The following is a 24,609-nucleotide window of genomic DNA, read 5'->3' as shown; positions in this document are numbered from 1 at the left end:
CAGGGCCGGGGACCACTGCACCACCTCTGTGAGCGTGGGCACAAAACGGGGCGGGGTCTTGGAGGGCGTGCTCATGGGAGGACTTTCAGCGCTTGAGCACCAGGTCGTGGCGAACGATCTCATAGCCGCGCCCTGCGTAATGGCGCCAGCGCGTGCGGGCGCCTTGCCGGTCGGCCTCGTCGCTGGCGCTCACCACTTCCACCAGCCGCGCAAAGCTGCCAAAACCCTGCGGCACTTCGCCACCCAGATTGAGCAACACGTCATGGTGTGGTGCCTGGCGCGGGTCTTCGAGCAATACGACGGGGGACGCCGCGAGCAGCTCCGGGCCGCCGTCGATGCCGCAATGGGCAACGAAGTCGTGGGGCGCCATGTGCCACAGCATGCGGTCCAAGGTGTCCAGCACGGGTGCGGGCGCCGCGATCACCAGGCGCAGGTCGCTGCGCACCAGTTTCCGAGCAAACCGGCAGGCATAGGCCAGCTTGTCCGGCGCGTTGAAATGGAAGGCGACCTCCGTCATGACGGGCTCATGCGCCGCGAGCAGGCGATTTGGCGCGTGGTTTGCGGGCAGCGGTCTTTGACGGCGCGGCTGCTTGCGGCGGCACGGCCGCTGCACCCAGCAGGTAATGCACCAGCAGGCCCACCGGTCGGCCCGTGGCGCCCTTGGCCGCGCCGCCCTTCCAGGCAGTTCCAGCGATGTCGAGGTGCGCCCAGGGAAACGCGCCGACAAAGCGCTGCAGGAATTTGGCCGCCGTGATGGCGCCCGCTGGGCGTCCCGCCACATTGGCGACATCGGCGAAGTGGGTTTTGAGCCCTTCGGCGTAGTCTTCGTCCAGCGGCATGCGCCAGCACAGGTCTTGCGACGTCTCTCCGGCCGCCAACAAGGCATTGGCCAGTGCGTCGTCCGACGCGAACATGCCGCTGCGCACGCCGCCCAATGCAATCACGCAAGCGCCCGTGAGCGTCGCGATGTCCACCACGGCGGCGGGTTTGAAGCGCGCGGCATAGGTCAGCGCGTCGCACAGCACCAGCCGGCCTTCGGCGTCGGTGTTGAGGATTTCAATGGTCTGTCCGGCCAGGCTGGTGACCACGTCGCCTGGCTTGACGGCCTTGCCGTCCGGCATGTTCTCGCAGGCGGGGATCAGGCCCACCACATTGATGGCCGGCTGCAGCTCCGCGAGCGCGCGAAACACGCCCAGCACGCTCGCGGCGCCGCACATGTCGAATTTCATCTCGTCCATCTCGGCCGACGGCTTGATGGAGATGCCCCCCGTGTCGAACGTGATGCCCTTGCCCACCAGCACCACCGGGGGCTCGGTCTTGGCGGCGCCACTGTAACGCAGCTCGATGAAGCGCAACGGCTCTTCGGCGCCCCGGGCCACGGCCATGAAGGCGCCCATGCCGAGCTTGGCCACGTCGGCCGGCCCCATCACCTTGCACTGGATGCCGGCATGCTTGGCCAATCCCTTGGCGGCCTCGGCCAGCAGGGTCGGCGTGGCATGGTTGGCCGGGCGGTTGCCCCATTCGCGCGCATATTCGACACCGACCGCCACGGCGGTGCTGCGGGCAAACGCCTCTGCGACCGCGTCCGTGTCGCTCACGCCCACCACCACGCGGCTGAGTGCGCGCGCCTCGGCCTTGGGTTTGGTCGTGGTGTAGACGTAGCTGCCGTGCGCCACGGCCTGCACGGCCGCAGACACGGCGCCGGCCGATGCAGCGCCCGCAAAGCACACCACCGCACGCTTGACGGCAGCCGAGCGCAAGGCACCAGACGCTGCCTGCAGGGCCTGGCCCACGGCACGCGCATCGCCGGTGCCGATGCCTGCGAGCACCACGCGGCGCGCCGCAATGCCAACCACCTGGTACAGCGGCAGGCTCTTGCCCGCCTTGGTTTCAAAGTCACCGCTCTTGAGGGCCTGGGCCACCACCGCGGAAAGCGCATCGCGGCCGGGCTGGAAGCCTTCGGGAACGAGCAGCACCAGCAGGTCACATTTTTCTGCCAGGGCCCCGGGCAGGTCGAGCGTCTTCAGATCAAAGTTCATAATTGGCTTTTTCCTTCGAGCCAATGTTATTCGATTCATCCATCCGCAGAGAGCTGGCACGCAGCTTCGGTGCCACCCTGGTAGTGCTGGTCACGGTGGTCATGACCATGATGCTGATCCGGACGCTCGGCCAGGCTTCGCGCGGCAGCGTCAACCCTTCGGACGTGATGCTGGTGATGGGCTTCACGGTGCTGGGGCAGCTCCCCACCATTCTGTGCCTGAGCCTGTTTGTGGCCATCGTGGGGGCGCTCTCGCGCATGTACGGTGACAGCGAAATGGTGATCTGGTTTGCCAGCGGCAAAGGCCTCGCCAGCCTGCTGTCTCCGCTGCTGCGGTTCGCCTGGCCGGTGATGCTCGGGGTTGCGGTGCTGTCCCTGCTGGTGTGGCCCTGGGCCAACCGGCAGATCCAGGAGCTCAGGATGCAGTACGAACAGCGCAACGACATCGAGCGCATCGCCCCGGGCGAGTTCCAGGAGTCGGCCAATGGCAGCCGCGTCTTCTTTATCGACAAGGACAGCCCCGATCCCGCAGCGGCGAACAATGTCTTCATTGCGGCCACCGACCCGGGCGGCGAAGCCATCACCTCGGCGCGCAGCGCGCGCCTGGAACTGCGCTCGGGCGAGCGCTTTGTCTTGCTGAGCAATGGCCAGCGGGTCGAATCCTCGGCGAACCGGCCCGGCCTGAAGATCAGCGAATTCTCCGAGTACGGGACCCGCATCGGCACTGCATCCAGCGGCACACCCGATGAACTGGCCGCCAAGACACTCAGCACCCGGCAACTGCTTGAGCAACCAGTGCCGATGAACCGGGCCGAGCTGGGTTGGCGGCTCGGCCTGTCCCTGGCGACCGCGAACTTCCTGCTGCTGGCCCTGGGGCTGGCCAGCGTCAATCCGCGCGCCAGCCGCAGCAGCAACCTGGTGTTGGCGCTGTTCGCCTTCGTCGTCTACTACAACCTCATGTCCCTGGGCCAGAGCTGGGTCGGCGCCGACAAGATCGGCCTCGCCACGTTCATGGTGCTGCTGCATGGCGGCACGCTCGCCCTGGCCGTGTTGCTGCTGGCCGTGCGGCACAACCACTGGACGCCACGCGTGTGGCGCGCACGCAGGAGCGCCGCATGAACACCCTGCGCCGATTTGTGTACCGCGAGGTCATCGCTGCCGTGGCCTTTGTCACGCTGGGTTTCCTGGCGCTGTTCTTTTTCTTCGACCTGCTCGACGAGCTGCGCTGGGTGGGCAGAAGCGGCGGCACCTACGAGCTGTCACACGCCCTGCTTTTTGTGGCACTGGGCATTCCCAGCCACCTCTATGAGCTGCTGCCCATCACCGTGCTGATCGGCACGATCTATGTCATGGCGCGGCTCGCGCAAAGCTCCGAGTTCACGATCATGCGCACCAGCGGCCTGGGCCCGGGACGGGCACTGCGCACGCTGCTGACGCTGGGCGCGGTGTTCGTGGTCGTGACCTTCGCCGCGGGCGACTACCTGGCCCCCTGGAGCGACCGCATGTCACAGCTGGTCAAGGCCCGCTACATGGGCCGCATCACCACCGGTGCCACGGGTGCCTGGCTCAAGGAGCGCCAGGACGACCAGTCCTATGCCGTCAACGTGCGCGCGATCGGGCCCGATGGCGGCATGCAAAACGTGCGCATCTTCGCGTTCGACAGCCAGGGGCGGCTGACCTCGCAGACGCATGCGCAAGCGGCGCGTTTTGGCAGCGACGGCGCCTGGACGCTGGAGCAGGTGCGCCGCAGCAGCTTCCACAGCCGCGGCGCCGACGAAGCCTCTGTCGAGCACCTGCAGGCCCCCTCGCTGCGCTGGCCCACCCATATCAGCGCGGACATGGTCGCCGCCGCAGTGCTCAAGCCCGACCGCATGGCCACGCTGGACCTGTTTCAGTACATCCGCCACCTCGAAGCCAATGGGCAATCCGCGCAGCGCTATGAAATCGAGTTCTGGCGCAAGGTGTTCTATCCGCTCAGTTGCCTGGTCATGGTGGTGCTGGCACTGCCTTTTGCGTACCTGCATTTCCGCGCGGGCGGCATCGCCGGCTATGTGTTCGGCGGCGTCATGGCGGGCATCAGCTTCTTTCTGCTCAACAACGTCTTTGGCTATGCGGGCAACCTGCAGAACTGGTCGCCGTGGATCACGGCGGCGGCGCCCGGCATCATTTATTCGCTGGTGTCGCTGGCCGCCTTCGGCTGGCTGGTGCTGCGGCGCTGACGGCCCTTGCGGCACACCCATGACCCCTTCCCGAGGCATCATCCTGTTCGCGCACGGCTCGCGCGACCCTCTGTGGCGCGCACCCATCGAAGCCGTGCGCGAACAGATCGAAGCGCACAGCCCCCACTTCGCCGTGCGCTGCGCCTACCTGGAACTCTGCGCCCCCGACCTGGCGCTGGCCGCCCAGGAGCTGGCGGGGCTGGGCGTGCGCGCCATCACCGTCGTGCCGATGTTCCTGGGCACCGGAAAGCACGCGCGCGAAGACCTGCCCCAGCTGGTGCAGGCGCTGCATGCTGCGCACCCGGGGGTGCAATTCCAGGTGCAGACCGCGATTGGCGAGGACCCGCGCATGACCGCCCTCATGGCCTCGATTGCCTGCGGCACGGCCTGAAGGCCATTCTCTTAGATAGTTGCAGCATAATGATGCGACTCTTTAGCCGCAATCAGGTATGAATCTGCACCAATTTCGCTTTGTCCAGGAAGCCGCCCGCCGCAACCTCAACCTGACCGAGGCGGCCAAGGCCCTGCACACTTCGCAGCCGGGCGTCTCCAAGGCCATCATCGAACTCGAGGGAGAGCTGGGTGTGGAAATCTTCGCCCGCCACGGCAAGCGCCTCAAACGCATCACCGAGCCGGGCCTGCACGTGCTCAAGAGCATCGAGCTCATCATGCGCGAGGTCAGCAACTTGAAGCGCATCGGCGAACAGTACAGCGCGCAGGACAATGGCACGCTCAGCATCGCCACTACCCACACCCAGGCGCGCTACGTCCTGCCGGTGCCCGTGGCGCGCCTGCGCGAGGCCTATCCCAAGGTCAACGTCAGCCTGCACCAGGCCACGCCCGACCAGGTGGCGCGCATGGTGATCGACGAGGTGGCCGAGATCGGTATGGCCACCGAGTCGCTGGCCGACTACCCCGAGCTCGTCACCCTGCCCTGCTACGAATGGGAGCATGTGATGGTGCTGCCGCCCGGCCATCCGCTGGCGCAGAAGGAGCGCATCGGGCTCGACGACATCGCGCACGAGCCGCTGATCACCTACCACCCCTCGTTCACCGGGCGCGGCAAGATCGACGCGGCCTTTGCCGCGCGCCGCCTGCAGCCGCGCATTGCGCTCGAAGCCATCGACTCCGACGTCATCAAGACCTATGTGCGCCTGGGCCTGGGGATCGGCATCGTGGCCGAGATGGCAATGCGCGACGACCCGGTGGGCGACCTCGTGGTGCGCCCCGTGGGCCACCTGTTCGGCCAGAGCGTGGCGCGCGTCGCGTTCAAGCGAGGCGCCTACCTGCGCAACTTCGTCTACAAATTTGCCGAGCTCATCAGCGACCGCTTGAGCCGCGACCTCGTCGCGCGCGCCATGACCGGCCAAGTGAACGACTACGAGCTGTAACTTTTTCTTTTCTGCCTGCGCGCCATGACTTCGACCTCCGCGACCGAACACACCCCCTCCATCACCAGCCGCCTGCCCCAGGTAGGCACCACGATCTTCACCGTCATGTCGGCGCTGGCCGCGCAGTGCGGCGCCGTCAACCTGGGCCAGGGCTTTCCCGACTTCGACTGCGACGCCCGCCTGCTTGACGCGGTCAATGACGCCATGCGCGCCGGCCACAACCAGTACCCGCCCATGCCCGGCGTGCCCGCGCTGCGCCAGGCCGTGGCGGCCAAGATCGAGGCCCTGCACGGGCGCCACTACAGTTTCGACACCGAAATCACCATCACCGCAGGCGCGACACAGGCGATCCTGACCGCGATCCTCGCCACCGTGCACCCGGGCGACGAGGTCATCGTGCTCGACCCCTGCTACGACAGCTATGCGCCCAACATCGTGCTGGCCGGCGGCACCGTGGTGCGTGTGCCGCTCACGCCCGGCAGCTTCCGCCCCGACTTCGACAAGATCGGCGCGGCGCTGTCGCCGCGCACGCGCGCACTCATCATCAACAGCCCGCACAACCCCAGCGCCACCGTCTGGAGCGCGCAGGACATGCTCACCCTGCAAGAGCTGCTCGCTCCCACCGAGGTGCTGCTGATCAGCGACGAGGTGTACGAGCACATGGTCTTCGACGGCCAGCCGCACCAGAGCGCGGCGCGCTTTCCGGGCCTCGCGGCGCGCGCCTTCATCGTGTCGAGCTTTGGCAAGACCTTCCATGTCACCGGCTGGAAGGTCGGCACCGTCGCCGCGCCGGCGGCGCTCACGGCCGAGTTCCGCAAGGTGCACCAGTTCAACGTGTTCACCGTCAACACGCCGATGCAATACGGCCTGGCGCACTACATGGCCGACCCGGCGCCCTACCTGCAGCTGCCGGCGTTCTACCAGGCCAAGCGCGACCTGTTCCGGCGCGGCCTGGAGGGCTCGCGCCTGCGCCTGCTGCCCACGACGGGCACCTATTTCCAGTGCGCGGACATCTCGGCCGTGAGCGACCTCGGCGAAGCCGACTTCTGCCAGTGGCTCGCGCGCGAGGTCGGCGTGGCGGCCATCCCGCTGTCGGCTTTTTATGGCGACGGCTTCGACCAGCGCGTGGTGCGCTTCTGCTTTGCCAAGAAAGACGACACGCTGCGCGAGGCGATCGAGCGGCTGCGCACACTCTGAGCGCCAGGGCGCTGGCAGGCACTGAGCAAAAACAGGAGCGGCCAGCGCTTGCGCTGCATGGGTTTTCGCATGAAAAGTGCCTGAAACCCTTTTCTTTCATGCCCAGGCAGCTCACTTTTCAAGAGCGTGCCCCGCGCGGCCGTCCCGCTACAGCAGCACGATGTCGAACTGTTCCTGCCCCATCGCGCTCTCCGACTGCAGCGAGATCGGCTTGCCGATGAAGTCCGACAGGCCCGCCAGGTGCTGGCTTTCCTCGTCGAGCAGCAGCTCGACCACCTGCGGCGCGGCCACGACGCGGAACTCGCGCGGGTGGAACTGGCGCGCTTCGCGCAGGATTTCGCGCAGGATGTCGTAGGCCACGCTGCGCGCCGTCTTCAGCGCGCCGCGCCCCTGGCAGGCCGGGCACGGCTCGCAGAGCATGTGCGCCAGCGACTCGCGTGTGCGCTTGCGTGTCATCTCGACGAGGCCGAGCTGCGAAAACCCGCCCGCCATGGTCTTGACGCGGTCGCGCGCGAGCTGCTTACGGAATTCGGCGAGCACCGCCTCCTGGTGCGCGGGCTGCGCCATGTCGATGAAATCGACAATGATGATGCCGCCCAGGTTGCGCAGGCGCAGCTGGCGCGCGATGGCGCCCGCCGCCTCGAGGTTGGTCTTGAAGATGGTCTCGTCGAAATTGCGCGCGCCGACAAAGCCGCCGGTGTTGACGTCAATGGTGGTCAGCGCCTCGGTCTGGTCGACGATGAGGTAGCCGCCCGATTTGAGATCGACACGCCGGCCCAGCGCGCGCGCGATTTCCTCGTCGATGGAATACAGGTCGAAAATCGGCCGCTCGCCCTTGTAGTGCTGCAGCTTGGGTTCGGCCGCCGGCATGAACTCGCGGCCAAAGGCGCGCAGCCCGGCGAACTGCTCGTGCGAGTCGATGCGGATGCTGGTGGTCTGCTCGCCCACCAAGTCGCGCAGCACCCGCTGCAGCAGGCTCAGGTCCTGGTGCAGCAGCGACATCGGCGGCAGGCGCAGCGACGCCTCCTTGGTGCGCGCCCAGGTCTTGCGCAGGTAGGCGATGTCTTCTGCCAGCTCGGCGTCGGTCGAGTCCTCGCCGTTGGTGCGTAGGATGAATCCGCCCCCGCCGCCCGACGCCTTGCTGCCCACCAGCGCCTGCAGGCGCGCGCGCAGCGCATCGCGCTCGGCCGCCGGGATCTTCTGCGACACGCCCACATGGTCGTCCTGCGGCAGGAACACCAGCAGGCGACCTGCGATGCTGATCTGCGTGGACAGGCGCGCACCCTTGGTGCCGATGGGGTCCTTGATGACCTGGACCATCAGCGCCTGACCCTCGAAGACCTGCTTCTCGATCGGCACCTGCGGCGCATCCTTGCGCGCGAACATGGGCGCCTCGCCGCCCTCCTGGCGCTGCCAGACGTCGGCCACGTGCAGGAAGGCCGCGCGCTCCAGGCCGATGTCGATGAAGGCCGACTGCATGCCCGGCAGCACCCGCGAGACCTTGCCCAGGTACACATTGCCCACCAGGCCGCGCTCGAGCGTGCGCTCGACGTGCAGCTCCTGCACCGCGCCGTTTTCGACCACGGCCACGCGCGTCTCTTGGGGCGACCAGTTGATCAGGATGTCTTGTTGCATGGACAAAGGTCTCTCAAAGAATAGGGGGCGGAGTGCGAGCGCCGATCAGACGGAGAAGCCGGCAGCGCGCAGCAGCCGCGCGGTCTCGAACAAGGGCAGGCCCATGATGCCCGAATAGCTGCCGTGGATGCGCTCGATGAGCGCCGCCGCCTTGCCCTGCACGCCATAGGCGCCGGCCTTGCCCAGCGGCTCCCCCGTAGCGACATAGGCGGCGATCTGCGCCGGCGGCAATGCGGCAAAGGTCACGCGCGACACCGACAGCGCCGCCAGGCGCTTGGCGCCCACCTGCAGCGCCACGGCGGTGAGCACGCGGTGGGTGTGGCCCGAGAGTTCGCCGAGCATGCGCGCCGCGTCCTGCGCATCTTCGGGCTTGCCGTACAGCGTGCGGCCCAGCGCCACCGTGGTGTCGGCGCACAGGATGGGCGCCTCGGGCAGGCCGCGGCGCGCGCGGCGTGCCACGGCGGCGTCGAGCTTGAGGCCGGTCACGCGCTGCACGTAGGCGGTGGGCGACTCACCCACCAGTGCGGCCTCCAGCGCCTCGGCGTCTTCTGCTGCTTCATCGCCCGCCGCGGGCAGCAGCAGGTCGTGGTGCACGCCCAGCTGGTCGAGCAGCTGGCTGCGGCGCGGACTCTGCGAGGCCAGGTAGATGAATCGGCGCATGGCCACCCTCCAGAATAGAGACCAAAAACGACTCTGGCGCTTGTACATCAAGCGCCAGCAGCTATTGAATCAGAAGCAAACCCCCAGCACGGCCTGGCAGCATGGACCTCTACTCGCGGTGGTAGGGGTGGCCGGCATTGACCGACCAGGCGCGGTAGAGCTGCTCGATCAGCAGCACGCGCACCATGGCATGCGGCAGGGTCAGGTCCGACAGCCGGATGCGTTCGTGCGCGCCCTGCCGGAAGGCCGGATCGAGCCCGTCGGGGCCGCCAATGACGAGCGCCACATCGTCGCCGCCGAGCTGCCAGCCCTTGAGCCGCTCGGCCAGCGCCTTGGTGGTGAGACTGGTGCCGCGCTCGTCGAGCGCCACCACGCGCGTGCCGCGCGGGATGGCCGCCTCGATGCGCTCGCGTTCGGCGGCATAGAGTGTCTCGAGCGTCTTCGAGCCGCGCGGCTCGGTCTTCACCGCCTTGAGCTCGACCTTGAGCTCGGGCGGGAAGCGCTTGGCGTAGTCGTCGTAGGCTGTTTGCGCCCAGTCGGGCACGCGCTGGCCCACGGCCACGATCAGCAGCCGCATGGATCAGAGGCCTCAGGCTTGGGGCTTGCGGGCGGCCGGCTTGCGCGCGGGCGCCTTGGCGGGCGCGGCCGGCTTAGCAGCGGCCCGCACAGGGGCCTTGCCGGCGGCGCGGGGTGCGGACTTCTTGGCCGGCGCGGCCTTGTCGGCGCGCGGCTTGACCACCAGGGTCTTGATGGCGGCCTTGGCCGGTGCGGCCTTGCCTGCCGTCTTGGCCGGAGTTTTGGCCGGCGCACCCTTCACGGCGCCGGTGCGCGCAGGGGTTTTGGGGGCGGACGGGCTGGCGGTAGCGCCGGCGGTCTTGCGGGCCGCTGGCTTGCGGGCCGCGGGCGCGGCAGCTTCGGCCGCGGGGCGGGCGGTCTTGCGGGCAGCGGGCTTGGCGGCGGCCTTCTTCGGCGCCGCGGCCTTGCCGGTGGTGCTGGTCAGTTCGGCCTCGGCCTTGGCGGCGCGGCGCGCGGCGGTCTTGGCTGGCACCTTGGCGGCGGCGGGGGCCGCGGGCTTGGGTGCGCCCAGCTTGATGCGCACGGGCGTGTCGCCCCACAGCTCTTCGAGGCGGTAGTACTGGCGGATGGTGGGCTGCATGACGTGCGCCACGGCAGCGCCGCAGTCCACGATGATCCACTCGCCGTTTTCCTCGCCCTCAATGCGCGGCTTGGGAAAGCCGGCCTCGCGCACTTTGTCGCGCACGCTGGCGGCAATCGCCTTGGTCTGGCGGTTGGAGGTGCCTGAGGCCACGATCACGCGCTCAAAAAGCGGCGAAAGGTGCTCGGTGTTGAAGACCTGGATGTCTTGCGCCTTGACGTCTTCCAGGCCATCGACGATGGCGCGCTGGAGTTTGGTGACGTCTTTCTTGGCCGCGGATTCCGATTGGGTGGAGGTGGTCATCAGGCAGTGGGTGTGGAGGTAATGGGGGTCAATATAGCGCGCAACCCGCAGCACGGCCATGGAGGGCGTGCGCAGCGCGCGCGAAGCGTGGCGCAGGGCGCGCACAGCAATTCAAGGGTTTGGGGGCGTTGGCGCAGGTGGGGTGAGCGCTGATAGCTACTGAAATTATAGCTTTGCGCCCTGTCCGCTGCGCTGCCGCCGTCACAGCCAGTCGCGCCGCACCAGGTAACGCTGGGTCAGGTGGGCCTCGGGCGTGCCCGCCTCGGGCGTGTGCTGGTAGGACCAGCTGGCCAGCGGCGGCATCGACAGGAGGATGGATTCGGTGCGCCCGCCCGACTGCAGGCCAAAGTGCGTGCCCCGGTCCCAGACCAGGTTGAACTCGACGTAGCGGCCGCGCCGGTAGAGCTGGAAGGCCCGCTCGCGCTCGCCGTAGGGCATGCCCTGGCGGCGCTCGACGATGGGCAGGTAGGCGCCCAGGAAGGCGTCGCCCACCGACTGCGTCATGGCCAGGCTTTGTTCGAAGCCCAGCTCGGAGAAGTCGTCATAGAACACGCCGCCAATGCCGCGCTGCTCGCCCCGGTGCTGGAGGAAGAAGTATTCGTCGCACCACTGCTTGAAGCGCGGGTACTTGTCGTCGCCGAAAGGCGCGAGCGCATCGCGGCAAGTGCGGTGGAAATGCACCGCATCCTCCTCGAAGCCGTAGTACGGCGTCAGGTCCATGCCGCCGCCAAACCAGCACACCGGCGCCTCGCCTGGGTGGCCGGCGGCGATCATGCGCACATTCATGTGCACGGTGGGCACATAGGGGTTGCGCGGGTGGAACACCAGCGATACGCCCATCGCCTCGAACGGCGCCCCCGCCAGTTCGGGCCGGTGCTGCGTCGCCGACGGCGGCAGCTGCGGCCCGCGCACATGCGAAAAGCCGCAGCCGGCGCGCTCGAACACGCGCCCGCCTTCGAGGATCTGCGTGATACCGTCGCCCTGCAGCAGCTCGCCCGGTGGCTTGCGCCAGGGGTCGACCAGGGCGCGCGCGCCGCCCTCACCCTCCACGGCTTCGAGCGCGCCGATGATGCGCGCCTGCAGGCCGATCAGGTAGGCGCGCACCTGGGCCACGGTGCCTTCGGTGTTGAAGCTTGCGTTCATGCGCTCTTGACGGCGCGGTGGCCAATGTCGCGGCGGTACTGTGCGCCGTCGAAATGGATGCCGCGCGCCACGTCGTAGGCGCGCTGCTGCGCCTGCCGGGCGCTGTCGGCCAGCGCCGTCACGCACAGCACGCGGCCGCCGCTGGTGCGCAGCGCGCCGTCGCCGATCACGGTGGCGGCATGGAACACCATGGCATCGTCGGCCTCGGGCGGCAGGCCGGTGATGGCATCGCCCTTGCGCGGATCTTCGGGGTAGCCGTGCGCGGCCATGACCACGCCCAGCGCCGTACGGCGGTCCCACTGCAGCTCGACCTGGTCGAGCTTGCCGTCGATGGCGGCGCCCAGCAGATCGAGCAGGTCGCTCTTGAGGCGCATCAGGATGGGCTGCGTCTCGGGGTCGCCCATGCGGCAGTTGAACTCGAGCGTCTTGGGGTGGCCTTTGGCATCGATCATCAGGCCAGCGTAGAGGAAGCCGGTGTAGGGAATGCCGTCCTTTTCCATGCCCCGCACGGTGGGCAGGATGATCTCGCGCATGGCGCGGGCGTGCACGTCGGCGGTGACCACGGGGGCGGGTGAATACGCCCCCATGCCGCCGGTGTTGGGGCCTTCGTCGCCGTCCTTGAGGCGCTTGTGGTCCTGGCTGGTCGCCAGGGCGGCGACGTTCTTGCCATCGCACAGCACGATGAAGCTGGCCTCCTCGCCTTCGAGGAACTCCTCGATCACCACGCGGGCACCGCCGTCGTTGTGCGCCACGCCGTATTTGTTGTCGACCAGCATGAAGTCCACCGCGTCGTGGGCCTCCTGCAGCGTCATGGCCACCACCACGCCCTTGCCGGCGGCCAGGCCGTCGGCCTTGATGACGATGGGTGCGCCCAGGCGGTCGATGAAGGCGTGGGCCGCGACCGGGTCAGTGAAGGTGTCGTAGTCCGCCGTGGGAATGCCGTGGCGGCGCATGAAGGCCTTGGAGAACGCTTTGGAGCTCTCCAGCTGCGCGGCCGCCCTGGTGGGCCCGAAGATGCGCAGGCCGTGCGCGCGGAATTCATCGACCACGCCGGCCGCCAGCGGCGCTTCCGGACCGACCACCGTGAGACCGATCTTCTCGGCCTGCGCCCACTCGCGCAGTGCCCGCACGTCGGTGATGGCGATGTTTTCCAGCAGGTGCGACAGCTCGGTCCCGCCGTTGCCCGGCGCGACATACACGCGTGTGACCTTGGGCGACTGGCTGAGCTTCCACGCCATCGCGTGCTCACGCCCACCACCACCAATGACCAAAACCTTCATACCTTACTCCAGAGGTCCGCCGCAAAGCGGCGAGACGCGCCCCCAGGGGGGCAAAGAAAAATGGTGGACAAAAATGCGCATCGTCACAGCGCAGCGTTGTGGAAGACTTCCTGCACGTCGTCCAGGTCTTCCAGCACATCGAGCAGCTTCCGCATGCGCGCGGCGTCTTCGCCTTCGAGCGCGATCGTGACATCGGGGCGCATGGTGACGTCGGCGGCGGCGGCCGTGAGGCCCGCGGCTTCGAGCGCGTGCTTGACGGCCTCGAAGTCGGCCGGGGCCGTGAGCACCTCGATGGCGCCGTCGTCGTCGGTGACCACGTCCTCGGCGCCCGCTTCGAGCGCCACTTCCATGACCCGGTCCTCGTTCGTGCCCGGCGCAAAGATGAGCTGGCCGACCTTCTTGAACTGGAACGCCACCGAGCCCGTCGTGCCCATGTTGCCGCCGTGCTTGCTGAAGGCGTGGCGCACCTCGGCCACGGTGCGCACATGGTTGTCGGTCATGGTGTCCACGATGATGGCCGCGCCGCCGATGCCGTAGCCCTCGTAGCGGATTTCCTCGTAGTGGACACCTTCGGCGTTGCCGGTGGCCTTGTCGATGTTGTACTTGACGCGGTCGGCCGGCAGGTTGGCGGCCTTGGCCTTCTCCACCGCCAGGCGCAGGCGCGGGTTGGCGCCGAGGTCACCGCCACCGGCGCGGGCCGCGACGGTGATCTCGCGGATGATGCGCGTCCAGATTTTTCCGCGCTTTTCGTCCTGGCGCCCCTTGCGGTGCTGGATGTTTGCCCATTTGCTGTGTCCGGCCATGGGATTTCCTTTTGCTATCCTGATTGAATCTACGCCTTCGATTCTACTTTTGTGGACCCACGCCATGGCCGAACCCCTGCTGATTGCCAAGAACACCTCCACCGAATGCCAGCTGCTGCCCGCACTGGCCAACCGGCACGGCCTGATCACGGGCGCCACGGGCACCGGCAAGACGGTGACGCTGCAGACGCTGGCCGAGAATTTCTCGCGCATCGGCGTGCCGGTGTTCATGGCCGACGTCAAGGGCGACCTGACCGGCATCAGCCAGGCCGGCAACATTGGTGAGAAGCTGGCCGCGACGCTCCAAGAGCGCGGCATCGAGCCGCCGCCACCGCAGGCCTGCCCGGCCACGCTGTGGGACGTGTTCGGCGAGCAGGGCCACCCGGTGCGCGCCACCGTCTCGGACATGGGCCCGCTGCTGCTCGGGCGCATGCTGAACCTCAACGAGATCCAGCTCGGCGTGCTCAACGTCGTGTTCAAGGTCGCCGACGACCAGGGTCTGCTGCTGCTCGACCTCAAGGACCTGCGCGCCATGCTGCAGTATGTGGGCGACAACGCCAGCCAGTTCACCACCGCCTACGGCAACATCAGCGCCGCCAGCGTGGGCGCCATCCAGCGTGGGCTGATGCAGATCGAAACCCAGGGGGGCGACCAGTTCTTTGGCGAGCCCATGCTCAACATCCAGGACCTGATGCAGACCGACGGCAACGGCCACGGCATGGTCAACATCCTGGCGGCCGACAAGCTGCTGAACTCGCCGCGCCTGTACGCCACCTTCCTGCTGTGGCTGCTGTCGGAGCTGTTCGAGCAGCTGCCCGAGATCGGCGACCCCGAAAAGCCCAAGCTGGTGTTCTTCTTCGACGAGGCCCACCTGCTGTTCAACGAGGCGCCCAAGGTGCTGATCGAGCGCATCGAGCTGGTGGTGCGCCTGGTGCGCTCCAAGGGCGTGGGCGTCTACTTCGTCACGCAGAACCCGCTCGACATCCCCGACAGCGTGCTCGCGCAGCTGGGCAACCGCGTGCAGCATGCGCTGCGCGCCTTCACCCCGCGCGACCAGAAGGCCGTCAAGGCCACCGCGACGACCATGCGCCCCCACCCGGGCCTGGACATCGAGCGCGCCATCACCGAACTGGCGGTGGGCGAGGCGCTGGTGAGCTTCCTGGACGCCAAGGGCCGCCCGAGTGTGACCGAGCGGGCGTTTGTGCTGCCCCCGGGCAGCCAGCTCGGCCCCATCACGGCGCCGCAGCGCCAGGCCCTGACGGCGGGCTCGCTGGTGGCAGGCGTCTACGAAAAAACGGTGGACCGCGATTCGGCCTACGAAATGCTCAAGGCCCGCGCGGCCAGCGCAGCCCCGGCCAATGGCAAGAACGGCGGCGCGGCAGCTGCGCAAAACGGCGGCGGCGGGCTGATGGGGGGATTCAGCGACGTGCTGTTCGGCAGCACCGGCCCGCGCGGCGGGCAGCGCGACGGCCTGGCCCAGACCATGGCCAAATCTGCCGTGCGCACCATGGGCACCACGCTGGGACGCGAGATCCTGCGCGGTGTGCTCGGCAGCCTGCTGGGCGGTCGCAAGCGCTGAAGCCTGCGCGCTGGCCTGGCCCACAGGCCAGACTGCGCAGCACACAATTCCTGATTTCATAGCTGTCGGCGCTGGACTGGAAAGCGTTTCGGGCCGATTCAACCCCTACCAACCAGAGCGCACGCCGCTGCTGTCGCGCTTGCCGGCCCATCTCCGCCGGCGCCCCAGCCCCAGCCGGTGGGCGCGGTGCAGGCCCAGCTCGCGCGCCGGAGGCAGCGCCGCGGCACTCGCAGCGGTTCATTGCGTAGCTGCGAGCGCTCCGACCCCCTCCGTCAGAGGGATTTTTGGCGCTCAGTAGCTGCCGATATAGTCCTTCTTGCCGACCTCGACGCCGTTGTGGCGCAGGATGGCGTAGGCCGTCGTGGTGTGAAAGAAGAAATGCGGCAGGCCGTAGTTGAAGAGATAGGACGTGCCGCTGAAGCGCTTTTCTTTCGGCGTGCCGGCCTGCGTGACGATCTCGCGCGTGGCGGCACCGTCAAACTTCGCCGGATCGAGCCCGCCGATGAACGCCAGCACGGTGGCGATGCGCGCCTGCAGGTCGGCAAAGCTCTGTTCATTGTCTTCCAGCTTGGGCACCTCAACGCCCGCCAGCCGCGCCGACACACTCTTGGCAAAGTCGCTGGCCACCTGCACCTGGCGCAGCAGCGCAAACATATCGGGGAACAGCCGCGCCTGCAGCAGCGCGTTCGGGTCGATGTTCTTGGCCGTGGCATGCGCCTCGGCCTTGGCCAGCACCTGGCTGAGGCCCCCCAGCATTTGCTGGAAAACGGGAATGGATGCGGTGTAGATGGGGCTGGTCATGGGGTCTTTCGATAGGAATCGGAGGAAATTGCGCGGTTGGCGCGTGCCGGCGCTTGCGCGGGGCGCGCTGATTCTCGCCCGGTTCCACGGGGCGTGAAGCGCCTGCCGCGCTAGACCGCCGGGCGCATCCGGGTAAAGCGCTGCCACAGGCCACGGCCCGGGACGTCGCCCCGGCGACGGGGCGGCCGCGCCGCGCCCGTCTACAGTGCCACCATGAACGCCCCCACCTGCTTCTCGCTCACCACCACCGACCAGGTGGCGCACCTGGTGCTCAACCGCCCCGAAGCGCTCAACACCATGCACCCGACCTTCTGGCGCGAGCTGGACGCGGTGTTGGCGCAGCTGCACCAGGCGGGCGAGGCGCGCGCCCTGGTCCTCAGCAGCACCGGCAAGCATTTCTCGGCCGGCATGGCGCTGGAGGTATTTGGCGGCGCCATCGCGATGGACGACCAGAGCCCCGAGGGGCGCGCGGCCATCTTCGACCTGCTGACCGACATGCAGGCCACCTTCACGCGCATCGAGAACCTGCGCATTCCGGTGATCGCCGCCATCCAGGGCGGCTGCATCGGCGGCGCCGTGGACATGGTCACGGCCGCCTGCCTCCGCTACGCCACGCAGGACGCGTTCTTCTGCATCCAGGAGATCAACATCGGCATGGTGGCCGACGTGGGCACGCTGCAGCGTCTGCCCAAATTGATCCCCCTCGGGCTGGTCAAAGAGCTGGCCTACACCGGCCGGCGCCTGAGCGCACAGCGCGCGCTGCAGCACGGCCTGGTCAACGAGGTGTTCGACACCCAGGGCGCCATGCTCGAAGCCGCCCTGCAATGCGCGCGCGAGATCGCCGCCAAGCCGCCGGTGGCCATCTGGGGCACGAAGCAGGCCGTGAACTACGCGCGCGACCACTCGGTCGACGACAGCCTGCGCCAGATGGGCTGGCTGCAGGGCGCGATCTGGAGCAACCAGCATGTGCGCGAGTCCGTCAGCGCCCTGCAGCACAAGCGCGCCGGCAGTTTTGCGCCGCTCAGCCCGCTGCAGCGCTTCAGCGCGCTGGACTGAGCGCCACCGCGCGCCGTGCCAGCGCGAAAGACATCAAAATCGATAGCTGCCCGCACTTGCTGCACAAGCGCTAGAGGCCTTTTTCACCAAACATTGGGCGATCCGCGCGTATGATCCGGCATCCCCTGCACCACTGCGCCCTGCGACCGAGGATGCCGCCATGACCCTGCTCCCCCATGCCCTGCCCACCTACGACGATGTCGCCGAAGCGGCGTACCGGCTCAAGGGGATGGCGCACCACACCCCCGTGCTGCGCTCGAGCACGGCCGACGCGCAGATGGGCGCGCAGGTCTTCTTCAAGTGCGAGAACCTGCAGCGCACCGGCGCCTTCAAGTTCCGCGGCGCCTTCAACACCCTGGCCCAGTTCAGCGACGCGCAGCGCCGGGGCGGCGTGCTGGCGTTCTCGGCCGGCAACCACGCCCAGGCCATTGCGCTGGCGGCCCAGCTGCTCGACATGCCGGCGGCCATCGTCATGCCCGAGGACGCCCCCGCCAGCAAGATGGCCGCCACGCGCGGCTACGGCGCCCAGGTCGTCACCTACAACCGCTACACCGAAGACCGCGAGGCCATCAGCCGTCGCCTGGCGCAGGAGCGCGGCATGACGCTGGTGCCGCCGTTCGACCATGCGCAGGTCATCGCCGGCCAGGGCACGGCGGCCAAGGAGCTGTTCGAGGAGGTGCCCGACCTCGACTACCTGTTCGTCTGCCTGGGCGGCGGCGGCCTGATGGCCGGCAGCCTGCTGGCGGCCCGGACGCTGGCACCGCAATGCAAGGTGGTCGGCGTGGAGCCCGAGGCCGGCAACGACGCCCAGCAGTCGCTGCGCGCCGGCCACATCGTGCGCATCGACACGCCCCGCACCATCGCCGACGGCGCGCAGACGCAGGCCCTGGGCGAGCTCACCTTCCCGATCATCGCGGCCCACGCCGAAGACATCGTCACGGTGAGCGACGCGCAGCTCATGCAGGCGCTGCGCTTCTTTGCCGAGCGCATGAAGACCGTGGTCGAGCCCACCGGCGCGCTGGCCTGGGCCGGTGCCTGCCACGGCGGCCTGGACCTCCGCGGCGCGCGCGTGGGCGTCGTCGTCAGCGGCGGCAATGTCGACCTTTCCCGCTATGCGCGCTTTCTGGCAGACTGATCCAGCGCGCCTGGCCCCGCCCTCCTCTTTCACCTTGAACACCACAGGCAACAGAGCCCTATGAGCAACGTCCACGTCATCACCCACCCGCTGGTGCAGCACAAACTGACCCTAATGCGCCGCAAGGACGCCAGCACCAACAGCTTTCGCCGCCTGCTGGGCGAGCTGAGCACCCTCATGGCCTACGAGGTCACGCGCGACATGCCGCTGCAGGACTTCGAGGTCGAGACCCCCATGGAGACCATGACCGGCAAGGTCATCGACGGCAAGAAGCAGGTACTGGTCTCCATCCTGCGCGCCGGCAATGGCTTCCTCGACGGCATGCTCAACGTGATCCCCGGGGCGCGCGTGGGCCACATCGGCCTATACCGCGACCCGGCCACGCTGCAGCCCGTGGAGTACTACTTCAAGATGCCCTCGGAAATGCAGGAGCGCGACATCATCGTGGTCGATCCGATGCTGGCCACGGGCAACTCGGCCGCGGCCGCCGTCACGCGCCTCAAGCAAACCCAGCCCAAGTCGATCAAGTTCGTCTGCCTGCTGGCCGCCCCCGAGGGCATCGCCACGCTGCAAAAAGCGCACCCCGACGTGGCGATCTACACCGCCGCGATCGACCGCGAGCTCAACGACCATGGCTACATCCTGCCGGGCCTGGGCGACGCGGGCGACCGCATCTTCGGCACGAAATAACCTTTAAATCCATGCTGCGCCTGCGTTGAAAGCTCTCATTTTTGAAGCTTTCATCCTTGCCGCCAAGGATGCCGGACCTGGCACGGGTACCGTTCACTTTGCGTCAGCGCGGGGCACGGCCGCTTTCGCAGCTCCAAACCCCTGGGAAAGGTCCCTTGATCAGCAGGGCCCTGGCTCTTCCTTGCTTGCCTGCACTGCCGTGGCAGCACGCAGCAATTCTGTGTGCTGCCCCAGCATCGGGGCGGCAAAGGGGTCTGGTCCCGGCGTACGGTCAAACTTGATCGCGCGCGTGAAGCCGCGGTAGGAACCCAACGCAGGGTGCTCAAACGTGGCCACCATGTCTTCGGCCACCACCTGCGGATGGTCAAACATGTCTTCCACCGTGCGGGCGGCCGCGCACGGCACCCCATCCCCAAAGAGTGCCTCCCACTCCAGTGCCGTCTGCGCTGCCAGCGCCTGGTGCAGCATCGGCACCAGCGTGGCATGGTGCTCGGCCCGCTTGCGCACGGTGTCATAACGTGCATCTGCCCCTACCTCTGGCAGCCCCACCTTGTCACACAGCGCGGTCCAGAAGTGCGGCGTGTTGGCGGAAATATAGAGATAGCCCTCCTTGGTCGGATGAATGCCGGTGATGCCGCCGGAGCGCATATCCCGCCCGACGGCACGGGGCTCACCCTCCGCCCACACCAGACGCGCCGACTGCATGGTGAGCGCCGCGCGCAGCAGCGACACCCCGACATGCTGGCCACGCCCGCTTCTCTCGCGTTCGTACAGCGCAGAGGCAACCCCCGACGCCACCAGCGCCGAGGCGTAGTAATCAACCACGGAGCCATAGAGAATTTCAGGGGCGCCTCCCGCCTTGCCTTGCAAAGCGCACATGCCGGTCATGGTTTGCAGCACCTGGTCATAGCCGGCCTTGTCCTTGAGCGGACCTTCGTCGCCATAGCCCGTCACACTGCAATAGACCAGGCGCGGGTTGATCTCCGTCAGCTGCTCGAACGCAATGCCCAGCCTTGCAGGTACGCTGGGCCGGAAGTTGTGCACCAACACGTCGGCCGTGCGCACCAGCTCCATCAGCGTGGCGTGGTCGCCGGGCTGCTTGAGGTCCAGCACCATGCCCAGCTTGCTGCGGTTGACGCCAATGAACGCACGGCTTTCGGCCTCCAGTGTCGACGGGTACTTGCGCAGGTTGTCGCCCACCGGGGGTTCGATCTTGATGACATCCGCGCCCTGATCCGCCAGCAGCGAACACCCATACGGCCCCGCGATGTAGGCGCTCAGGTCGAGTACGCGCAATCCGCTCAAAGGCCCGGCAGGTCCGCTTCGCACAGGCAGGGTGTTTTCGCCATCATCGGACTTGGAACGCATCAAAATCTCCGCTCAATACACAAATGGGCCGCTCAATGCATCACCTTAGTCGGCGACGATGTTTTGCTGCTTGGCCAGCTTCTTCCAGCGCTCCACATCCTGCGCGATCACCCGGGAAAACTGGGCCGGGCTGACCGTCGTGGCAATGGCGCCTTCCCGCAGGAAATTGGCGATCATCTGCGGCTTCGACAAAGCCTGGTTCACAGCGGCATTGAGCTTGTTCACGATGTCTGGCGGCGTGCCAGCCGGTGCCAGCAGGCCCCACCACAGATCGAATTCATAGCCTGGGATCACTGTCGACATCGGCGTCAGCTCCGGTGCGACGGGGCTCGGCGCCAAACTGGTGATGCCGATCGCACGCAGCTTGCCACCACGCACCATCGGCAGGATCGACGGTCCGCTCGAGACCATCAGTTGCGTCTGGTTGCCCACGAGGTCGGTCACCGCCGGTCCCTGTCCCTTGTAAGGCACGTGCGTGATGTCAAAGCCTGGCACCTGCGCGCGCATCAGTTCGGTGGCGAAATGGTTCACGCTGCCGGTGCCTGACGAGGCGTAGTTGAACTTGCCGGGGTTGGCCTTGACCAGCCTGAGCAGATCGGCCGGCGTCTTGGCCTCGAAGTCATTGCTGACCGCTACGATGAACGGCCCTTTTGCAAACATCGCCACGGGCGCAAAGCTTTTGACCGGGTCAAAGGGCAGCTTCGTTTGTATGGCCGCATTCGTCGTCATGCTCGAAGACACGGCCACCAGCGTGTAACCGTCGGGCGCGGCTTTCGCGACAGAAGCGGTGCCGGTATTGCCACTGGCCCCGGGGCGGTTGTCCACGATGACGGGCTGTTTGAGTGCATCGCCCATCTCCTTGGCCACTTGGCGCGCAAACACATCGTTCGAGCCGCCTGCAGGGTAAGGAACCACCATGGTGATGGGCTTGCTGGGATAGCTGCCCTGTGGCTGCGCCTGTACGGCCCCGGCCATCAGTCCAAGGCCTGCCAGCGCCGCCGCAATGGCAGTGCGGTGATGTTTCGCAATGTTGTTTTTCAATGTTGTCTCCTGAGGATGGTGGATAAAGCGCGTTCTTCGCGAGGCGCCAAGGGGCTTGAACAAATATCAATGCGGGTGGGCGGAGGGCAGCAGCCCGAGACTGCGCGCGCCCTCGACGATGGCGTGGGCACGCCGTACAAAAGGCGCATCCACCATCTTGCCGTCAACGACGTAGGCGCCTACAGCGTCCGCTTCCGCCGCGCTCGCGGCTTGCACCACCTTGAGTGCGTGCGCAATCTCTTCGTTCGACGGTCGATACACCTCGTTGGCCAGCGCCACCTGGCTCGGGTGGATGCAGGTCTTACCCAAGAAGCCCAGTCGCTTTGAAAGCTGCGCCTCCGCCACAAAGCCTTCGGTATCCTGGATGTTGGCAAAGGCGCCGTCGTACGCATACACCCCGGCTTCCGCGGCCGCCATGCGCACCGCGAACATCGCCTGCTGGATGGCCGCAGGCTCACGGCGCGCGATGCCCAGCGGTTCGAACAGGTCGCCCAGACCCAATTGCAGGCCCACCACGCTGGCATGTGCGCCAGCCAGTTCCGCGGCAATGCGCAGGGCCCTCGGAGACTCAATATTCAACAGCAGACGCGGCGGCTGAAAACACCCATTGGCGCGCGCGGCCTGTTCGACCTGCGCAGCCGCGGCTCGCACCTGGTCGGTGTTTTCCGGCTTGGGCAGGTTCACGATGTGCACGCCGGGCTGCACCACGGCCGCGATGTCGGCTTCGAAGTGCACCGTGTCCATGGCATTCACACGCACGATGAGGGTCTTGCCGTGGTTCGGTGGCAGCTGCGCACGCAGGAAATCTCTCAGCAATGCGCGCGCCTGCGCTTTGCGGGACTCTGCCACGGCGTCTTCCAGGTCGAAAGACAAACTGTCGGCCAAGCCCTGCAGGGCTTTGGCAAAGAGTTCGGGGCGCGATCCGGGGACAAACAGCTTGCTTCTCATGGCCTGCATTGTGCTCAGACAAAAGCAAAGAAATGCATGCATATTCTTGGATCAAATGACAGAAAATCTATGTTTATGGAAACCAGCTACCTGCACAGCTTCCTGCTGGTCGTGGAGTCCGGCTCGATGTCGGAAGCCGCGCGCCGCCTGAACATCACGGCTTCTGCCGTGGCCCAGCAGATCCGAACGCTCGAGCGCGAATTCAACGTCACCTTGCTGGCCCGTGCCGGGCGCACGGTGCTCCCTACGCCCGCAGGGCACCGTCTCGCCCAACGCGCCCCGCTTCTGCTGCGGGAGCTGACGGAAACCAAGGCCACGGTGCACAGCGAAGACACGGCCGGAGAACTGTTGATTGGCACCATCAACACCGCCATGCACAGCCTGCTGCCCGACATCCTGGCGCGTTTTGTGCAGAAATGCCCAGAGGTGAAGGTCTTCCTTCAATCCGGCACCACGAGGGACCTGTACCAAGCGGTGCAACAGGGGGATCTGGACGCGGCCATCTGCCTTTATCCATCGTTTCCACTGGCCAAGACCTTTGACTGGACGCTGCTGCGCGAAGAGCCGCTGGTGCTGCTGGCGCCGAGCCGCCTCGCGGGGCAAGACCCGCACGCGCTGCTGCGCACACAGCCACTGATCCGCTATGACCGCAGCCTGGGCGGCGGGCAGCTGGCGGACCGCTACCTGCACGCCGCGCACATTGCGCCGCAAGAGCGCTTCGAGCTCAGCTCGCTGGTGGCGATTGCCATGATGGTGGACCGCGGGCTGGGCGTCTCGCTGGTGCCGGATACCGCCCTGCCCCTGCTCGATAGCCAGCGCGTGGTGCGCATTCCATTGCCGCTGCAATCGCAGGCCCGCCGCTTCGGCGCGATGTGGCTGCGCTCATCCGCACGGCTGCCTCTGATCCACCAGCTGGTGGACTGCGCGCGCAGGGTCGTGGCACTGCGCGGCGGCCCACGCAATGCGCCGCCCACTGGTTAAATTTCAAGCCAAACCGGACTCTAGCGCCTATCCATCAAGCGTTGGAAGCTATCAATCCAGTAGTGCTGGAGCGGTTACCTGGCCTACGCTGCGGCCCGGTTTTCCGTGCGTGGGCGCGGCGGTGGCCTTGCAAACAAGGCAGGCTGCATTTACATTAGAATCGTCTAAATTAGATAAATCTAATTAATCCGCAAGATGGAACTGAACCCAAAAGACCGCCTGTTCCTGCAAGAAGGCGCGGACAAGGCAGCCGCCCTGTTGCGCGCGCTTGGCAATGGGCATCGACTGCTCGTGCTGTGTCTCCTGATCGAGCATGGCGAATTGCCGGTGGGCGCGCTGCTAGAGCAGGTGGAACTGAGCCAGTCTGCGCTGTCGCAGCACCTCGCCAAACTGCGCGACGAAGGGCTGGTGGCGTTCCGGCGCGAGTCGCAGACCTTGTACTACCGCATTGACAACCCCGATGTGGAAAAGCTCGTGGCCACACTCAAGGCCATCTTTTGTCCCTGAACAGTCTCAACCCAGGCAATGACAAGGAAATCAATATGTCACTCCAGCCCCTTTCCCCCCAGGCGGCCCGGCAACTCATCGTGGACGGCGCCGTGTTGATCGACATCCGCGCCGCCGATGAGAATGCGCGCGAACGCATCGCACAGGCGCGCCATGTGCCCATGGAGCAGTTGGCAAGCCAAGCGCTGGCCACTGGCGCAGCCCGCGCGGTCATCTTCCATTGCCGCTCCGGCAACCGCACGCGGATGAACGCCCAAGCCCTGGCCGCCAGCACGCCCGGCGATGCCTATGCGCTCGAAGGTGGACTGGACGCCTGGAAGCAGGCCGGTCTGCCCGTCGTGGCCGATGCCACTCAGCCGCTCGAGTTGTCGCGCCAGGTGCAGATTGCCGCCGGCTCCATGGTTGTGCTCGGCGCGGTGCTGGGCGCCACCGTTTCACCGTGGTTCCATGCGCTGTCGGGCTTCGCCGGCGTGGGCCTGGTGTTCGCGGGCATTTCGGGTTTCTGCGGACTGGCGCGCGTGCTCATGGCGATGCCGTGGAACCGAAAGGCGCTGGCCCGGTGAGCGGCCTGTTGCGGCGTTAATGCCCGCTTGCCATGAAAAAACCGCCGGTGGAGGCATGCCCCCGGCGGTTTTTTTGGTGTGGCAACTGCCCCAAAGCCCAGTGCTTCGGCGCAGC

25 protein-coding genes are annotated in these 24,609 nt (G+C 67.0%); 12 read left to right on the top strand and 13 right to left on the bottom strand.

Features of this window, described 5'->3' with window-relative positions:
• Positions 1 to 85: 85 nt before the first annotated feature.
• Both B2J89_RS07200 and B2J89_RS07195 read right to left on the bottom strand, forming a co-directional pair.
• Positions 86 to 517, bottom strand: coding sequence for a DNA polymerase III subunit chi (locus B2J89_RS07200; protein WP_169168466.1), 432 nt, complete (start codon positions 515 to 517; stop codon positions 86 to 88).
• Positions 518 to 524: 7 nt separating this feature from the next.
• Entirely contained in the window at positions 525 to 2,039 is a 1,515-nt protein-coding gene (locus B2J89_RS07195; protein WP_169168465.1) for a leucyl aminopeptidase, read from the bottom strand.
• Positions 2,040 to 2,062: 23 nt separating this feature from the next.
• Between B2J89_RS07195 and lptF the strand changes: the two genes are divergently transcribed.
• From lptF to B2J89_RS07170, 5 genes are read left to right on the top strand one after another with little or no spacing between them, the layout of a single operon-like run.
• Entirely contained in the window at positions 2,063 to 3,157 is a 1,095-nt protein-coding gene (gene lptF, locus B2J89_RS07190; RefSeq protein ID WP_169168464.1) for an LPS export ABC transporter permease LptF, read from the top strand.
• Entirely contained in the window at positions 3,154 to 4,257 is a 1,104-nt protein-coding gene (lptG, locus tag B2J89_RS07185; RefSeq protein ID WP_169168463.1) for an LPS export ABC transporter permease LptG, read from the top strand. The genes lptF and lptG overlap by 4 nt, the downstream gene beginning before the upstream one ends.
• A 19-nt stretch (positions 4,258 to 4,276) precedes the next feature.
• Entirely contained in the window at positions 4,277 to 4,648 is a 372-nt protein-coding gene (locus B2J89_RS07180) for a sirohydrochlorin chelatase (RefSeq protein ID WP_169168462.1), read from the top strand.
• A 58-nt stretch (positions 4,649 to 4,706) separates the two neighbouring features.
• A complete protein-coding gene (locus B2J89_RS07175) occupies positions 4,707 to 5,648 on the top strand; it encodes a CysB family HTH-type transcriptional regulator (protein WP_169168461.1) in 942 nt (313 codons plus the stop codon).
• Between the two features lie 24 nt (positions 5,649 to 5,672).
• The gene (locus tag B2J89_RS07170; RefSeq protein ID WP_169168460.1) at positions 5,673 to 6,845 is read left to right on the top strand and encodes a pyridoxal phosphate-dependent aminotransferase; all 1,173 of its coding nucleotides are present in this window, start codon (positions 5,673 to 5,675) and stop codon (positions 6,843 to 6,845) included.
• 147 nt (positions 6,846 to 6,992) lie between these two features.
• Here B2J89_RS07170 and rng read toward each other — a convergent pair whose 3' ends face one another.
• The 7 genes from rng to B2J89_RS07135 form a co-directional block, all read right to left on the bottom strand.
• Complete coding sequence (gene rng / locus B2J89_RS07165) at positions 6,993 to 8,480, bottom strand: ribonuclease G (RefSeq protein WP_169168459.1); 1,488 nt, start codon at positions 8,478 to 8,480, stop codon at positions 6,993 to 6,995.
• Positions 8,481 to 8,525: 45 nt separating this feature from the next.
• Entirely contained in the window at positions 8,526 to 9,140 is a 615-nt protein-coding gene (locus tag B2J89_RS07160; RefSeq protein WP_169168458.1) for a nucleoside triphosphate pyrophosphatase, read from the bottom strand.
• A 109-nt stretch (positions 9,141 to 9,249) separates the two neighbouring features.
• Complete coding sequence (gene rlmH / locus B2J89_RS07155; RefSeq protein WP_169168457.1) at positions 9,250 to 9,717, bottom strand: 23S rRNA (pseudouridine(1915)-N(3))-methyltransferase RlmH; 468 nt, start codon at positions 9,715 to 9,717, stop codon at positions 9,250 to 9,252.
• Between the two features lie 12 nt (positions 9,718 to 9,729).
• On the bottom strand, positions 9,730 to 10,599 hold the full coding sequence (gene rsfS / locus B2J89_RS07150; RefSeq protein WP_169168456.1) for a ribosome silencing factor: 870 nt from the start codon (positions 10,597 to 10,599) through the stop codon (positions 9,730 to 9,732).
• A gap of 201 nt (positions 10,600 to 10,800) precedes the next feature.
• Positions 10,801 to 11,742: an oxygen-dependent coproporphyrinogen oxidase gene (gene hemF, locus B2J89_RS07145; RefSeq protein ID WP_169168455.1), complete on the bottom strand. Its 942-nt coding sequence runs from the start codon at positions 11,740 to 11,742 to the stop codon at positions 10,801 to 10,803.
• Positions 11,739 to 13,022 (bottom strand): phosphoribosylamine--glycine ligase, encoded by a 1,284-nt coding sequence (gene purD, locus B2J89_RS07140; protein WP_169168453.1) that lies wholly within the window; start codon positions 13,020 to 13,022, stop codon positions 11,739 to 11,741. Before purD ends, hemF begins: the two co-directional genes overlap by 4 nt.
• An 83-nt stretch (positions 13,023 to 13,105) precedes the next feature.
• Entirely contained in the window at positions 13,106 to 13,825 is a 720-nt protein-coding gene (locus tag B2J89_RS07135; protein WP_169168451.1) for a YebC/PmpR family DNA-binding transcriptional regulator, read from the bottom strand.
• Between the two features lie 64 nt (positions 13,826 to 13,889).
• On the opposite strand from B2J89_RS07135, the gene B2J89_RS07130 reads away from it, so the two are divergent.
• Entirely contained in the window at positions 13,890 to 15,404 is a 1,515-nt protein-coding gene (locus B2J89_RS07130) for a helicase HerA-like domain-containing protein (protein WP_169168450.1), read from the top strand.
• Between the two features lie 291 nt (positions 15,405 to 15,695).
• Here B2J89_RS07130 and B2J89_RS07125 read toward each other — a convergent pair whose 3' ends face one another.
• On the bottom strand, positions 15,696 to 16,205 hold the full coding sequence (locus B2J89_RS07125) for a DUF1993 family protein (protein WP_169168449.1): 510 nt from the start codon (positions 16,203 to 16,205) through the stop codon (positions 15,696 to 15,698).
• A 213-nt stretch (positions 16,206 to 16,418) separates the two neighbouring features.
• Between B2J89_RS07125 and B2J89_RS07120 the strand changes: the two genes are divergently transcribed.
• The 3 genes from B2J89_RS07120 to upp all read left to right on the top strand — a co-directional run bounded on the left by B2J89_RS07120 (position 16,419) and on the right by upp (position 19,086).
• Complete coding sequence (locus B2J89_RS07120) at positions 16,419 to 17,261, top strand: enoyl-CoA hydratase-related protein (protein ID WP_169168447.1); 843 nt, start codon at positions 16,419 to 16,421, stop codon at positions 17,259 to 17,261.
• A 160-nt stretch (positions 17,262 to 17,421) separates the two neighbouring features.
• The gene (locus B2J89_RS07115; protein WP_169168445.1) at positions 17,422 to 18,396 is read left to right on the top strand and encodes a threo-3-hydroxy-L-aspartate ammonia-lyase; all 975 of its coding nucleotides are present in this window, start codon (positions 17,422 to 17,424) and stop codon (positions 18,394 to 18,396) included.
• A 60-nt stretch (positions 18,397 to 18,456) separates the two neighbouring features.
• Positions 18,457 to 19,086, top strand: coding sequence for a uracil phosphoribosyltransferase (gene upp / locus B2J89_RS07110; RefSeq protein ID WP_169168444.1), 630 nt, complete (start codon positions 18,457 to 18,459; stop codon positions 19,084 to 19,086).
• A gap of 159 nt (positions 19,087 to 19,245) precedes the next feature.
• Here the strand turns inward: upp and B2J89_RS07105 are convergent, their stop codons facing one another.
• The 3 genes from B2J89_RS07105 to B2J89_RS07095 all read right to left on the bottom strand — a co-directional run bounded on the left by B2J89_RS07105 (position 19,246) and on the right by B2J89_RS07095 (position 22,443).
• Positions 19,246 to 20,454: a CaiB/BaiF CoA-transferase family protein gene (locus B2J89_RS07105; protein WP_169168443.1), complete on the bottom strand. Its 1,209-nt coding sequence runs from the start codon at positions 20,452 to 20,454 to the stop codon at positions 19,246 to 19,248.
• Positions 20,455 to 20,499: 45 nt separating this feature from the next.
• Positions 20,500 to 21,429: a tripartite tricarboxylate transporter substrate binding protein gene (locus tag B2J89_RS07100; protein ID WP_169168497.1), complete on the bottom strand. Its 930-nt coding sequence runs from the start codon at positions 21,427 to 21,429 to the stop codon at positions 20,500 to 20,502.
• 132 nt (positions 21,430 to 21,561) lie between these two features.
• The gene (locus B2J89_RS07095) at positions 21,562 to 22,443 is read right to left on the bottom strand and encodes a CoA ester lyase (protein ID WP_169168442.1); all 882 of its coding nucleotides are present in this window, start codon (positions 22,441 to 22,443) and stop codon (positions 21,562 to 21,564) included.
• A 75-nt stretch (positions 22,444 to 22,518) separates the two neighbouring features.
• Between B2J89_RS07095 and B2J89_RS07090 the strand changes: the two genes are divergently transcribed.
• The 3 genes from B2J89_RS07090 to B2J89_RS07080 all read left to right on the top strand — a co-directional run bounded on the left by B2J89_RS07090 (position 22,519) and on the right by B2J89_RS07080 (position 24,494).
• Positions 22,519 to 23,424, top strand: a complete 906-nt coding sequence (locus B2J89_RS07090) for a LysR family transcriptional regulator (protein ID WP_169168441.1) — start codon at positions 22,519 to 22,521, stop codon at positions 23,422 to 23,424.
• Between the two features lie 195 nt (positions 23,425 to 23,619).
• Positions 23,620 to 23,931, top strand: a complete 312-nt coding sequence (locus B2J89_RS07085) for a helix-turn-helix transcriptional regulator (RefSeq protein ID WP_169168440.1) — start codon at positions 23,620 to 23,622, stop codon at positions 23,929 to 23,931.
• 35 nt (positions 23,932 to 23,966) lie between these two features.
• Positions 23,967 to 24,494, top strand: a complete 528-nt coding sequence (locus B2J89_RS07080) for a rhodanese-like domain-containing protein (RefSeq protein ID WP_169168439.1) — start codon at positions 23,967 to 23,969, stop codon at positions 24,492 to 24,494.
• Positions 24,495 to 24,609: the final 115 nt, after the last annotated feature.

Source organism: Acidovorax sp. SRB_24 (assembly GCF_012931925.1).
This window is presented reverse-complemented; position numbering and strand designations above follow the sequence as displayed.